The organism is Paucibacter sp. XJ19-41 (assembly GCF_028462495.1).
Lineage (GTDB): Bacteria > Pseudomonadota > Gammaproteobacteria > Burkholderiales > Burkholderiaceae_C > Roseateles_E.
In genome coordinates this window covers 108,242-120,453 of record NZ_JAQOWX010000001.1, presented here as the reverse complement: position 1 = coordinate 120,453, position 12,212 = coordinate 108,242, and the positions used below count along the sequence as shown (strand labels likewise).

At 65.0% G+C, this 12,212-nt stretch carries 13 protein-coding genes; 12 read left to right on the top strand and 1 reads right to left on the bottom strand.

All coding sequences use genetic code 11. From position 1 onward, the window contains the following. The first annotated feature begins 180 nt into the window (after positions 1-180). From PO768_RS00610 to tsaD, 8 genes are all read left to right on the top strand, one after another. Complete coding sequence (locus PO768_RS00610) at positions 181-714, top strand: Fe-S cluster assembly transcription factor (RefSeq protein WP_137943546.1); 534 nt, start codon at positions 181-183, stop codon at positions 712-714. Positions 715-742: 28 nt separating this feature from the next. Beyond that, on the top strand, positions 743-1,963 hold the full coding sequence (locus PO768_RS00605; RefSeq protein ID WP_272644452.1) for an IscS subfamily cysteine desulfurase: 1,221 nt from the start codon (positions 743-745) through the stop codon (positions 1,961-1,963). A gap of 27 nt (positions 1,964-1,990) precedes the next feature. After that, complete coding sequence (gene iscU / locus PO768_RS00600) at positions 1,991-2,377, top strand: Fe-S cluster assembly scaffold IscU (protein WP_137943544.1); 387 nt, start codon at positions 1,991-1,993, stop codon at positions 2,375-2,377. Positions 2,378-2,389: 12 nt separating this feature from the next. Next, positions 2,390-2,713, top strand: a complete 324-nt coding sequence (gene iscA, locus PO768_RS00595) for an iron-sulfur cluster assembly protein IscA (protein ID WP_137943543.1) — start codon at positions 2,390-2,392, stop codon at positions 2,711-2,713. A gap of 75 nt (positions 2,714-2,788) precedes the next feature. Then, entirely contained in the window at positions 2,789-3,307 is a 519-nt protein-coding gene (hscB, locus tag PO768_RS00590) for a Fe-S protein assembly co-chaperone HscB (RefSeq protein WP_272644451.1), read from the top strand. Between the two features lie 2 nt (positions 3,308-3,309). Beyond that, on the top strand, positions 3,310-5,166 hold the full coding sequence (gene hscA, locus PO768_RS00585; protein WP_272644450.1) for a Fe-S protein assembly chaperone HscA: 1,857 nt from the start codon (positions 3,310-3,312) through the stop codon (positions 5,164-5,166). A gap of 14 nt (positions 5,167-5,180) precedes the next feature. Further along, on the top strand, positions 5,181-5,519 hold the full coding sequence (gene fdx, locus PO768_RS00580) for an ISC system 2Fe-2S type ferredoxin (protein ID WP_262972794.1): 339 nt from the start codon (positions 5,181-5,183) through the stop codon (positions 5,517-5,519). A 2-nt stretch (positions 5,520-5,521) separates the two neighbouring features. Further along, positions 5,522-6,568, top strand: coding sequence for a tRNA (adenosine(37)-N6)-threonylcarbamoyltransferase complex transferase subunit TsaD (tsaD, locus tag PO768_RS00575; RefSeq protein ID WP_272644449.1), 1,047 nt, complete (start codon positions 5,522-5,524; stop codon positions 6,566-6,568). Positions 6,569-6,574: 6 nt separating this feature from the next. On the opposite strand, the gene PO768_RS00570 is transcribed toward tsaD, so the two are convergent. Further along, positions 6,575-6,982, bottom strand: a complete 408-nt coding sequence (locus tag PO768_RS00570) for an Hsp20/alpha crystallin family protein (RefSeq protein ID WP_272644448.1) — start codon at positions 6,980-6,982, stop codon at positions 6,575-6,577. Positions 6,983-7,105: 123 nt separating this feature from the next. Here PO768_RS00570 and PO768_RS00565 point away from each other — a divergent pair, with 123 nt between their 5' ends. The 4 genes from PO768_RS00565 to PO768_RS00550 all read left to right on the top strand — a co-directional run bounded on the left by PO768_RS00565 (position 7,106) and on the right by PO768_RS00550 (position 12,210). After that, the gene (locus tag PO768_RS00565; RefSeq protein ID WP_442953158.1) at positions 7,106-8,383 is read left to right on the top strand and encodes a branched-chain amino acid ABC transporter substrate-binding protein; all 1,278 of its coding nucleotides are present in this window, start codon (positions 7,106-7,108) and stop codon (positions 8,381-8,383) included. 201 nt (positions 8,384-8,584) lie between these two features. Then, on the top strand, positions 8,585-8,845 hold the full coding sequence (rpsO, locus tag PO768_RS00560; protein WP_262972797.1) for a 30S ribosomal protein S15: 261 nt from the start codon (positions 8,585-8,587) through the stop codon (positions 8,843-8,845). Between the two features lie 226 nt (positions 8,846-9,071). Next, positions 9,072-11,213, top strand: a complete 2,142-nt coding sequence (pnp, locus tag PO768_RS00555; protein WP_272644447.1) for a polyribonucleotide nucleotidyltransferase — start codon at positions 9,072-9,074, stop codon at positions 11,211-11,213. Between the two features lie 10 nt (positions 11,214-11,223). Further along, entirely contained in the window at positions 11,224-12,210 is a 987-nt protein-coding gene (locus PO768_RS00550) for an NAD(P)H-quinone oxidoreductase (RefSeq protein ID WP_272644446.1), read from the top strand. Positions 12,211-12,212 lie beyond the last annotated feature (2 nt).

The window sequence follows — 12,212 nt, the reverse complement described above, 5'->3', positions numbered from 1 at the left end:
GCGCTTCGGCGCGCCAGCGCGGGGCGCCCGGGAGCGCGCCCAGCAAGCGTCTTAATAATTGAGTAAAATGCTCAGGCATACCCAAGGGTTAACCCCCGCGCCGGGCGGGTGCCGGGTCGCTCAGCTTGCTGGTTTTGTTGTTGTACCGCCCCATGGTCTGTTGGACCGAAGGAGAGTCTCATGCGTCTCACAACCAAAGGTCGATTCGCTGTCACCGCGATGATCGATTTGGCGCTGCGTGAAAACGGCGGCCCGGTCGCGCTGGCGGCGATCAGCCAACGCCAGCAGATCTCGCTGTCCTATCTGGAACAGCTGTTCGGCAAGCTGCGCCGGCACGAGTTGGTCGAAAGCACGCGTGGACCCGGCGGCGGTTACTCGCTGGGCCGCAAGTCCGACGAGATCACGGTGGCCGACATCATCGTCGCGGTCGATGAGCCGATCGATGCGACCGGCTGCGGCGGCAAGGAAAACTGCATGGGCGAGGACACCGGCAAATGCATCACGCATGAGCTCTGGACCAGTCTGAACGCCAAGATGATCGAGTATCTCGACTCGGTGTCGCTGCGCAAGCTGGTCGAGGACCAGTTGGCCAAGGGCGTCACGATAGAGGAAGCGCCGATCAAGCGGGCGATCTCGACGACGCCGGTGGTCAAGCCCATCCGCATCACCGCGCCGAATTCGGTGTTTGCCCTCGGCAACGCCTTCAACAAGTAATCCAACAAATCAAAAGCAGTCGCATCTCATGGACATGACGCCCCACGTCCCCATCTCTCTGGATTACGGCGCGACGACGCCGGTGGACCCGCGCGTGGTCGAAGCGATGATCCCCTGGTTGCGCGAGCATTTCGGCAATCCGGCCTCGCGCAGCCATGCCTGGGGTTGGGAAGCGGAAGCGGCGGTCGAGAAGGCCCGTGAGCAGGTGGCCTCGCTGATCAATGCCGACCCGCGCGAAATCGTCTGGACATCGGGCGCGACCGAGTCGATCAATCTGGCGGTCAAGGGTGCGGCGCAGTTCTACAAGACGCGCGGCAAGCACATCATCACCCTGAAGACCGAGCACAAGGCCACGCTGGACACATGCCGCGAGCTGGAGCGCCAAGGCTTTGAGGTCACCTATCTGGATGTGCAGGAAAACGGCCTGCTGGATCTGGACAAGTTCAAGGCCGCGCTGCGGCCTGACACCATTCTGGCCTCGGTGCTGTTTGTGAACAACGAGATCGGCGTGATCCAGGATGTGATCGCGATCGGCAATATCTGCCGCGAGAAGGGCATCATCTTCCATGTCGATGCGGCCCAGGCCACCGGCAAGATCGCGATCGATGTGACCCAGCTGCCCATCGATCTGATGAGCCTGGCCTCGCACAAGACCTATGGCCCCAAGGGTATCGGCGCGCTGTTCGTGCGCCGCAAGCCGCGTGTGCGTCTGGAAGCCCAGATGCACGGTGGCGGCCATGAGCGCGGCATGCGCTCGGGTACCTTGGCCACCCACCAGATCGTCGGCATGGGCCTGGCTTTCGAGATCGCCAAGAACGAGATGGCCGAGGAGGGCGCTCGCATCCGCATGCTGCACCAGCGTCTGCTGGACGGCCTCAGCGGCATCGAGCAGGTGTTCGTCAACGGCGATCTGGCGCAGCGCGTGCCGCATAACCTGAACATCTCCTTCAACTATGTGGAAGGCGAGTCGCTGATCATGGGCGTCAAGGGGCTGGCGGTGTCGTCCGGCTCGGCCTGCACCTCGGCCAGTCTGGAGCCCAGTTATGTCTTGCGCGCGCTGGGCCGCAGCGATGAGCTTGCGCACTCCTCGCTGCGCATGACCATCGGCCGCTTCACGACGGTTGAAGAGATCGACTATGCGGTGACGGTCCTGAAGGACCGCGTCGCCAAGCTGCGTGAGCTATCGCCACTGTGGGATATGTACAAGGATGGCATAGACATCAGCACGATCCAGTGGACCGCCCACTGAACCTCAGAAATACGTTGGAGAACAATCATGGCCTACAGTGAAAAAGTTGTTGATCACTACGAAAACCCCCGCAATGTCGGCGCCTTCGAGAAGGGCGACGATTCGGTCGGCACCGGCATGGTCGGCGCGCCGGCCTGCGGCGATGTGATGAAGCTGCAGATCAAGGTCAACCCGGCCACCGGGCTGATCGAGGATGCCAAGTTCAAGACCTATGGCTGCGGCTCGGCGATCGCCTCGAGCTCGCTGGTGACCGAGTGGGTCAAGGGCAAGACGCTGGACCAGGCGCTGGAGATCAAGAACACCTTGATCGCCGAAGAGCTGGCCTTGCCGCCGGTGAAGATCCACTGCTCCATCCTGGCCGAAGACGCGATCAAGGCTGCGGTCGATGACTACCGCGCCAAGCACACGCAGTAAGGGATCAGCAGCATGTCTGTGACTCTGACCGAGGCGGCCGCGCGCCATGTGACGCGCTATATCGCCAAACGCGGGCGCGGCGTGGGCGTGCGTCTGGGCGTCAAGACCACTGGCTGCTCGGGCCTGGCCTACAAGCTCGAGTACGCCGACGATGTGACGCCGGAGGATGTGATCTTCGAGGGTCATGGTGTGAAGATCCTGATCGACCCCAAAAGCCTGCCCTATCTGGAAGGCACCGAGCTGGATTTCGTGCGCGAAGGCCTCAACGAGGGCTTCAAGTTTCGCAACCCGCGCGAGAAAGACCGCTGCGGCTGCGGTGAATCCTTCCGCGTCTAAAATCGCGGCTCCATCGCAGGGCGCGGCCATCAGCCGCGCTTTTTTCTTGGCTGTTTTGTAAACAAGCTTCATCGCATGCGACTCGACGACAACGACTTCAAGCTGTTTGGCCTGCCCGAGCGCCAGGCCCAAGAGCGTGTCGAGATCGATGCGCGCTGGAAGGCCTTGCAGGCCCAGGTTCATCCCGACAAGTTCGCCGCCGAGGGCGCATCGTCGCAGCGGCTGGCGATGCAATGGGCCGTGCGCGTCAATGAGGCCTACCAGCGCTTGCGCGACCCGCTCCAGCGCGCCGCCTATCTGTGCGAGTTGCGCGGCGTGCCGCTGCTGGTCAACGAGAACACCCGCATGCCGACGGCCTTCTTGATGGAGCAGATGAGTTGGCGCGAGGCCTTGGACGAGGCGGAAGGCCTGGCTGCGGTCGAGGCCCTGGATGCCGAGGTCGCGCAGCGCGAGCGCGGCTTGCTGGCCGATGTGCAGCGCCTGCTCGATGAGGCGGACGACGCGCCGGCGGCGGCCGAGCAGGTCCGGGCCCTGATGTTCATCGCCCGATTCCGTGCCGATATCGACAAGAGGCTGGACGCCCTAGGACAGTAAAAATGGCTTTGTTGCAGATTTCCGAACCCGGGCAATCGCCCAACCCGCATGAGCGCCGCATCGCGGTGGGCATCGACCTGGGCACAACCCACTCGCTGGTGGCCTCGGTGCGCCATGGCGTGGCCGAGTGCCTGCCGGACGAGCAGGGGCGCGTCATCCTGCCCTCGGCCGTGCGTTATCTGGAGGAAGGGCGGCGCCAGATCGGCGCGGCCGCCTTCGCGTCCCAAGCTGACGATCCGGAGAACACCATCGTCTCGGTCAAGCGCTTCATGGGCCGCTCGCTGGCTGATGTCGCCAACCGCGACAAGCTGCCTTACCGCTTCGAGGATACGCCGGGCATGCTGTCGATCGCGACGCGCGACGGCCTGAAGTCGCCGGTCGAGGTCTCGGCCGAGATTCTGGCGACCTTGCGCTTCCGTGCCGAGGACAGCTTTGCCGACGACATCTTCGGTGCCGTGATCACGGTGCCGGCCTATTTCGACGATGCCCAGCGCCAGGCCACCAAGGATGCCGCTCAACTGGCCGGCCTGAATGTGCTGCGCCTCATCAACGAGCCCACCGCTGCGGCCATCGCCTATGGCCTGGACAATGCCAGCGAGGGCTTGTACGCGGTCTACGACCTCGGTGGCGGCACCTTCGACATCTCGCTGCTGCGCCTGACGCGCGGTGTCTTCGAGGTGGTGGCGACCGGCGGCGATGCGGCCCTGGGCGGCGACGACTTCGATCGCCTGCTGGCCGACTGGGCGCTGGTCGAAGCCGGGCTGGAGACCGTCAGCGCGCATGACAAGCGTGCGGTGCTGATGGCCGCGCGCCTGGCCAAGGAGGCGTTGTCCGATGCGCCGCAGACCCGGCTGCAGTGCGCGCTGGATGCGGGCGCGCTCGATGTCGCGCTCAGCCGCGAGCAGTTCGATGCGCTGACCAAGCCCTTGGTCGACAAGACGCTGGCCGCCGTCAAGCGGGTGCTGCGCGACGCCAGGCTGAAGGCCGAGGAGGTGCAGGGCACGGTGATGGTCGGCGGTTCGACCCGCATGCCCGGCGTGCGCGCGGCGGTCGGTCAGCTGTTCGGCCGTGAGGTTTTGACGAACCTGAATCCCGACGAGGTTGTCGCGCTGGGGGCGGCCATCCAGGCCAATCAGCTGGCCGGCAATGCGGCCGATGGCGAGATCCTGCTGCTGGATGTGATTCCGCTGTCGCTGGGTCTGGAGACCATGGGTGGTCTGGTCGAGCGCATCATCGAGCGCAATGCGACGATTCCGGTCGCCAAGGCGCAGGACTTCACGACCTTCAAGGACGGGCAGACCGCGATGGCGGTCCATGTCTTGCAGGGTGAGCGCGAGCTGGTCAGCGAGTGCCGTTCGCTGGCGCGCTTCGAGCTGCGCGGCATCCCGGCCATGGTGGCCGGCGCCGCGCGCATCCGCGTCACCTTCCAGGTCGATGCCGACGGCTTGCTGAGCGTCTCGGCCAAGGAGCTGGGCTCGGGTGTCGAGGCGGCGGTTCAGGTCAAGCCGAGCTACGGCCTGTCGGACGATCGGATCGCCGGCATGCTGAAGGACGGTTTTGCCAGCGCCGAATCGGATATGCAGGCGCGCAAGCTGCGTGAGGCCCGTGTCGAGGCCGAGCGCATGACGCTGGCCACGCAGTCGGCGCTGGCGGCCGATGGCGATCTGCTGGACGAGGCGCAGCGCGCCGCCGTAGCCGAGCTGCTGAAGCAGCTGGCCCTGGCCGCCGAAGGCGAGGACGCGGACGCGATCAATGCGGCCGTCGAGACCCTGGCCAAGGGCACCGAAGCCTTCGCTGCCGAGCGCATGAATCGTGGCATTCAGCAGGCGCTGACCGGCCGCAATATCGAACAGATGTAAACAGGGGAAGCTCCATGCCCATCATCAAAATCCTTCCCCATGCCGAGTACTGCCCGCAGGGCAAAACCGTGACGGCGCCGGCCGGCACCTCGATCTGCGAGGCGCTGCTGGACAACCATATCGAGATCGAGCATGCCTGCGACCAGGTCTGCGCCTGCACCACCTGCCATGTGATCGTGCGCGAAGGTGGCCGCACGCTGTCCGAGATGGAGGAGGGTGAGGAAGACATGCTGGACCGTGCCTGGGGCCTGGAGCCCGATTCGCGGCTGAGCTGCCAGGCCATCCTGGGTCAGACCGATGTGACTATCGAGATTCCGAAGTACTCGATCAATCACGCCAAAGAGAATCACTGAACATGAAGGTCCTGGGCTTCGAGTCGTCCTGCGATGAGACCGGCGTGGCCTTGGTCGATGTGCCAGAGCCGGGTGCCCAGGGCGTGCCTACCTTGCTGGCCCAGGCCCTGCACAGCCAGATCAGCATGCACCAGGCCTATGGCGGTGTCGTGCCCGAATTGGCCTCGCGCGACCATATCCGCCGCGTGCTCCCATTGACGCGCGAAGTGCTGGCTGCGGCCGGCGTCGAGCTGGCCGATATCGATGTGATCGCCTATACCCAGGGGCCGGGTCTTGCCGGGGCCCTGCTGGTGGGCGCCGGTGTCGCGGTGTCGCTGGCGGCCGCGCTTGGCAAGCCGACGCTGGGCGTGCACCATCTGGAAGGCCATCTGCTGTCGCCCTTTCTGTCGGTTGATGCACCCGAGTTCCCCTTCGTCGCACTGCTGGTGTCCGGTGGCCATACGCAGCTGATGCGGGTCGATGATGTCGGCCAGTACGAGATCCTGGGCGAGACCATCGATGATGCGGCCGGTGAGGCCTTCGACAAGAGCGCCAAGCTGCTGGGCCTGCCCTATCCCGGCGGCCCACATCTGGCCCGGCTGGCCGAGCAGGGCGACCCCGCAGCGTTTGCGCTGCCGCGCCCGCTGCTGCACAGCGGCAAGCCCGACTTCAGCTTTGCCGGCTTGAAGACGGCGGTACTGACGCAGGTGAAGAAGCTCGGCGAAGGCCCGAGTGATCAGCAGCGCGCCGATCTGGCGGCCTCGACCCAGGCCGCCATCGTCGAGGTGCTGGTGAAGAAGTCGCTGCTGGCGCTGAAGAACACCGGGCTCAAGCGCCTGGTGGTGGCCGGCGGCGTCGGTGCCAACAGTCTGCTGCGTCAGCAGCTGAACACCGCCTGCGCCAAGCGCGGCGTGCGCGTGCACTACCCGGAGCTGAGCCTGTGCACCGACAACGGCGCGATGATTGCGATGGCCGCCGCGATGCGGCTGCAGCGCGGCATGGCGACGCTGCAGCCGCAGGGCGGCGGTGGTTTCGAGGTGCGCCCGCGCTGGGCGCTCGGCTCGCCCTGACTCGGCTCAGCTGACGCTGAGTTCGCCGGCATTGTCCGGCTGGCGCTTGACCAGGGTCAGGGTCAGCACGCCGTTGTCCAGCTTGGCGGTGGAGTCGCTCTTGTTGAGCTCCTGAGGCAAGGCCAGCGTGCGCGAGAAGCGCGTCACCGAACGCTCGCGGTACAGCACCCGCTCGCCCTCGGCCTTGTCGGCGGCGCGGGTCTGCTCGGCATCGATGCTGACGCGGCGGCCCTCGATCTTGATCTTGACGGACTCCTTGGCCACGCCCGGCAGATCGAGCTGCAAGGTGTAGGCGGCATCGGTCTCGCTGACGTCCAGCGCCGGGCTGCGCAAGGCGACGGCGTCAGTGTTGAACAGGCGCTCGATGTGGCGCGACAGATCGGCGGAATGACGGGAGACGGGAATCACAAACATGGCAGCTCCTACAATGAGATGGCGGAAAAAATCGCTGCTGGATCTTTCAGGGCGCAGCCCCCATGCCAACCAAGCTTGGCGCGGCTTTTCTCAATTCAATAGCCCTCAAAAATTCACTTCCTCATGGCTTGGAACTTCCCTTCTCGTCACCATCTGGCCGCCCTTTTACTGGCCGCGCCGCTGATGGCCGGTGCCGCCGAACCGATCAAGCTGGCCTTGATCGAGGGCCTGTCCGGTCCCTTCGGCAATGCCGGCGAGGCGGTCTATCGCAACCTGGTCTGGGCCACCGAGCGTGTCAACGCAAGAGGCGGTGTCAAGCTGCCGGGCGGTGCGCGGCCCTTGCAACTGCTGCGGCTGGACAGCAAGGGGGCGACCGAGGAAGCGCTGTCCATGCTGCGCTCGGCCGTCGATCAGAAGGCCTCGTTCGTGCTGCAGGGCAATAGCTCGGCCACGGCCGCCGCCTTGATCGATGCCTTGAACAAGCACAACGAGCGCGAACCCCAGCGGCGTGCGCTGTTCCTGAACTACTCGGCGGTCGATCCGGCGCTGACCAACGAGAAATGCAGCTTCTGGCATTTCCGCTTCGACGCCCATGCCGATATGCGCCTGGCCGCGCTGACCGACGAGTTGCGCGAGGATGCCTCGATCAAGAAGCTCTACCTGATCGGCCAGGACTACAGCTTCGGCCAGCATGTGCTGAGGCAGGGTCGCGAGATGCTGGCGGCCAAGCGGCCCGATATCGAGATCGTCGGCGACGAATTGCACCCGGTCGGCCGGGTCAAGGACTTCATGCCCTATGTCACCAAGATCAAGGCCAGCGGCGCACAGGCGGTGCTGACCGGCAACTGGGGCAATGATCTGACCTTGCTGATCAAGGCGGCCAAGGATGTGGGTCTGAATGCGCGCTTCTACACCTTCTATGGCAATGCGCTCGGTGTGCCGGCTGCTTTGGGCGAGGCCGGCATCGACAGGGTGGTGGCCGTGGCCGAATGGCATCCGAATGTCGGCACGCCCAGCTCGGATCGCTTCTACGCCGCATTCCGCACGCGCTTCCCCAAGCCCGAGGATGACTATGTTCACGCCCGCATGCAGGCCATGGTCGAGGTGCTGGTGGCCGGCATCGAGCGGGCGAAGTCGCTGGACGTGGCGACCGTGGCCCGGGCGATGGAGGGGCTGAAGTACGACGGCAAGACGCTGGGCGGTGTCGGGCAGGGCCAGATGCGCGCGGCCGACCACCAGTTCATCCAGCCGCTCTACGTCAGCGTGATGAAGCGTGCCGGTACGCCCGGCGCGCGCCACGACAACGAGGGCTCGGGCTATGGTTTCCGTACCGTGCGCTTTGTGGACGAGGCCCGGGCGGAGCAGCCGCATCGATGCCAGATGTCCAGGCCGGCTCGCTGAAGCGCGCCGCCGACTTGGTCTATAATCCGGAGGTTTTGCTCGCCGAGCTAGCCCGTACGGGAGCCCGGATGAGTGAAATCAAGGCACGGCTCGGGTCGGTTTCACCCGTGACCGCAAGTAAAACCATGGAAACCGTCTGTGTGCGTGGCAGGGCATTGGCCCTGGCGTCGTTCCAGCGGAATCCGAATGCTGGAAACGCATATGACCATCAATAAAGCAGAAATCGTTCAATCGAACGCCCGCAGCGCCAACGACACCGGCTCGCCGGAAGTCCAGGTGGCCCTGCTGACCGCGCGCATCAACTCGTTGACCCCTCACTTCAAGGCAAACATGAAGGACCATCATGGTCGTCGTGGTCTGCTGAAGATGGTCAACACGCGCAAGAGCCTGCTGGCCTATCTGAAGCGCAAGGATGCCGCCCGTTACGTCGCGCTGATCCAGAAGCTGGGCCTGCGCAAGTAATTCGCGTGTGAGATCAAGGAGCCTGTCTGGGTCAACGTCCAGCACAGGCTCTTTGTCTTTTACGCTTTCAGTTGGAGTTGAGCTGACGTGGCGCTGCTGTGTCATTCCAAGGCCTCTGCATCGTTTGATGTGAAGCAGATTCTCTGGAATGGCATCCCGCCAAACCCAGTCTCACTCCCGGTCCTGAGCCGCACCGCAAGCGGCATGACATCAAGAGGAGATGAGCATGAGCATGTTCAATAAAGTCACGAAGACCTTTCAGTGGGGCGCCCACACCGTCACGATGGAAACCGGCGAGATCGCTCGCCAGGCCACCGGCGCTGTGCTGGTGAATATCGATGACACCGTGGTGCTGGCCACCGTGGTGGCCAAGACCGAGGCCAAGGCCGGCCAGGATTTCTTCCCGCTGACGGTCGACTACACCGAGAAGTCCTATGCCGCCGGCAAGATCCCCGGCAGCTTCTTCAAGCGCGAAGGTCGCCCCAGCGAGCTGGAGACGCTGACCTGCCGCCTGATCGATCGTCCGATCCGCCCGCTGTTCCCCGAAGGCTTCTACAACGAAGTCCAGGTCATCGTCCACGTCGTCAGCCTGAACCCCGAGGTGCAGGCCGACATCGCCGCGATGATCGCCACCAGCGCCGCGCTGGCCGTCAGCGGCATCCCGTTCAACGGCCCCATCGGTGCGGCCCGTGTCGGCTATGTCAATGGCGAGTACGTGCTGAACCCGGGTCAGACCGCGCTGAAGGACAGCCAGCTGGACCTGGTGGTCGCCGGCACGCAGTCCGCCGTGTTGATGGTCGAGTCCGAAGCCGCCGGCCTGAGCGAAGAAGTGATGCTGGGCGCCGTGGTGTTCGGCCACGAGCAGGGCAATGTCGCGATCGCCGCGATCAATGAGCTGGTGCGTGACGCCGGCAAGCCGGCCTGGGACTGGCAGCCGCCGGCCAAGGACGAGGCCCTGATCGCCAAGATCGACGGTCTGGCCAAGGCCAAGCTCGAAGCCGCCTACCAGATCCGCAACAAGCAGGCCCGCACCCAGGCCTGCCGCGCGGCCTACGCCGATGTGATGACCGCCCTGAAGGCTGAAGGCGTGGCCTTCGACAGCGTCGCGATCGAAGCCCTGCTGTTCGAGATCGAAGCCAAGATCGTGCGTGGCCAGATCCTGGCCGGCGAGCCGCGCATCGACGGCCGCGACACCCGCACCGTGCGCGCCATCGAGATCCGCAACAGCCTGCTGCCGCGCACCCACGGCTCCTCGCTGTTCACCCGTGGCGAGACCCAGGCCCTGGTGGTCGCCACGCTGGGCACCGACCGTGACGCGCAGCGCATCGACGCGCTGGCCGGCGAGTTCGAAGACCGCTTCATGCTGCACTACAACATGCCTCCCTTCGCCACCGGCGAGGCAGGCCGTTTCGGCACGCCCAAGCGTCGCGAAATCGGTCACGGCCGCCTGGCCAAGCGCGCGCTGATTGCCGCGCTGCCGAGCAAGGAAGACTTCCCTTACACGATGCGTCTGGTGTCGGAGATCACCGAGTCCAACGGCTCCTCGTCGATGGCATCGGTCTGCGGTGGTTGCCTGGCGCTGATGGATGCTGGCGTGCCGATGAAGGCCCATGTGGCCGGCATCGCGATGGGCCTGATCAAGGATGGCAACCGCTTCGCCGTGCTGACCGACATCCTGGGTGATGAAGATCATCTGGGCGATATGGACTTCAAGGTGGCCGGCACCACCGGTGGCATCACCGCGCTGCAGATGGACATCAAGATCCAGGGCATCACCAAGGAAATCATGCAGGTCGCACTGGCTCAGGCCAAGGAAGCGCGTCTGCACATCCTGGGCAAGATGGTCGAGGCGATGGGCGTGGCCAATACCGAGGTGTCGCAGTTCGCGCCGCGTCTGTACACCATCAAGATCAATCCGGAAAAGATCCGTGACGTGATCGGCAAGGGCGGCGCCACCATCCGCGCGCTGACCGAGGAAACCGGCACGACCATCGATATCGGTGAAGACGGCACGATCACGATCGCATCGACCGATGCAGACAAGGCCGAGCACGCCAAGCGTCGCATCCAGGAGATCACCGCCGAAGTCGAGATCGGCAAGATCTACGAAGGCCCGATCACCAAGATCCTGGACTTCGGTGCCCTGGTGAACCTGCTGCCCGGCAAGGACGGCCTGCTGCACATCAGCCAGATCGCCCATCAGCGTGTCGAGAAAGTTACCGACTTCCTGAAGGAAGGCCAGATCGTCAAGGTCAAGGTGCTGGAGACCGATGAGAAGGGTCGCATCAAGCTGTCGATGAAGGCGCTGCTGGACCGCGATGTGGCGCCGGTGGCGGCTCCTCAGGAAGACGCTGCGCCGCAAGAGTAAGCAAGGACGCATGAAGGCCATTGCCCTCAGCCGCCCCGGCGGCCCCGAAGTGGTGCAGCTCATCGAGCGACCTGATCCCGTTGCCGGGCGTGGGGAGCTCTTGATCGCGGTCGAGGCCTATGGCATCAACCGCCCCGATGTGCTGCAGCGCAAGGGGGCGTATCCGCCGCCGGCGGGTGCCAGCGATCTGCCGGGCCTGGAGGTGGCCGGCCGGATTGTGGCTGGCGATGCGGCCGAGCTGGCTGCCGCCGGCCTCAAGCTGGGCGATGCCGTCTGCGCCTTGGTGGCTGGCGGTGGCTATGCGCAGCTGTGCGTGGCGCCGATCGCGCAATGTCTGCCGGTGCCGGCGGGCTGGAGCATGGCCGAGGCCGCCAGCCTGCCGGAGACCTTTTTCACCGTCTGGTCGAATGTGTTCGAGCGGGCGCGCCTGCAACCGGGCGAAAGCCTGCTGGTGCATGGTGGCAGCAGCGGCATCGGCGTCACGGCGGTCCAGATCGCCAAGGCGCTGGGCTCGCGGGTGCTGGTCACGGTCGGCACTGCCGACAAGGCCGAGGCCTGCCTGAAGCTGGGTGCCGATGTCGCGATCAACTACAAGACCCAGGACTTCGTCGCCGAGGTCAAGGCGGCGACCGAAGGCCGTGGCGTCGATGTGATCCTGGACATGGTGGCCGGGGCCTATGTGGAGCGTGGCGTGCAGTGCCTGGCCGACGATGGCCGCATGGTCATCATCGCGGTGCAGGGTGGGGTGGATGCCAGGTTCGATGCTGGTGCCGTGCTGCGTCGTCGGCTGACGATCAGCGGCTCGACCCTGCGGCCGCGCTCGCCGGCGTTCAAGGCCGGCATCGCCAGCGCGCTGCGTGAGCGCGTCTGGCCGCTGCTGGTGTCGCGAGCAGTTGTTCCCGTCATCTATCGCACTTTTGCTGCCGATCAGGCCGCGGCCGCCCACGGCTTGATGGAGTCGGGCGAGCATGTCGGCAAGATCGTGCTGAGCTGGTAAGT

Excerpts from the sequence above, each read along its gene's own strand:
- pnp (WP_272644447.1), top strand. The coding sequence starts at position 9,072 with ATGAGCATGTTCAATAAAGTCACGAAGACCTTTCAGTGGGGCGCCCAC.
- iscA (WP_137943543.1), top strand. The coding sequence starts at position 2,390 with ATGTCTGTGACTCTGACCGAGGCGGCCGCGCGCCATGTGACGCGCTAT.
- fdx (WP_262972794.1), top strand. The coding sequence starts at position 5,181 with ATGCCCATCATCAAAATCCTTCCCCATGCCGAGTACTGCCCGCAGGGC.
- tsaD (WP_272644449.1), top strand. The coding sequence starts at position 5,522 with ATGAAGGTCCTGGGCTTCGAGTCGTCCTGCGATGAGACCGGCGTGGCC.
- iscU (WP_137943544.1), top strand. The coding sequence starts at position 1,991 with ATGGCCTACAGTGAAAAAGTTGTTGATCACTACGAAAACCCCCGCAAT.
- hscB (WP_272644451.1), top strand. The coding sequence starts at position 2,789 with ATGCGACTCGACGACAACGACTTCAAGCTGTTTGGCCTGCCCGAGCGC.
- hscA (WP_272644450.1), top strand. The coding sequence starts at position 3,310 with ATGGCTTTGTTGCAGATTTCCGAACCCGGGCAATCGCCCAACCCGCAT.
- PO768_RS00570 (WP_272644448.1), bottom strand. The coding sequence starts at position 6,982 with ATGTTTGTGATTCCCGTCTCCCGTCATTCCGCCGATCTGTCGCGCCAC.
- PO768_RS00550 (WP_272644446.1), top strand. The coding sequence starts at position 11,224 with ATGAAGGCCATTGCCCTCAGCCGCCCCGGCGGCCCCGAAGTGGTGCAG.
- PO768_RS00565 (WP_442953158.1), top strand. The coding sequence starts at position 7,106 with ATGGCTTGGAACTTCCCTTCTCGTCACCATCTGGCCGCCCTTTTACTG.
- rpsO (WP_262972797.1), top strand. The coding sequence starts at position 8,585 with ATGACCATCAATAAAGCAGAAATCGTTCAATCGAACGCCCGCAGCGCC.
- PO768_RS00605 (WP_272644452.1), top strand. The coding sequence starts at position 743 with ATGGACATGACGCCCCACGTCCCCATCTCTCTGGATTACGGCGCGACG.
- PO768_RS00610 (WP_137943546.1), top strand. The coding sequence starts at position 181 with ATGCGTCTCACAACCAAAGGTCGATTCGCTGTCACCGCGATGATCGAT.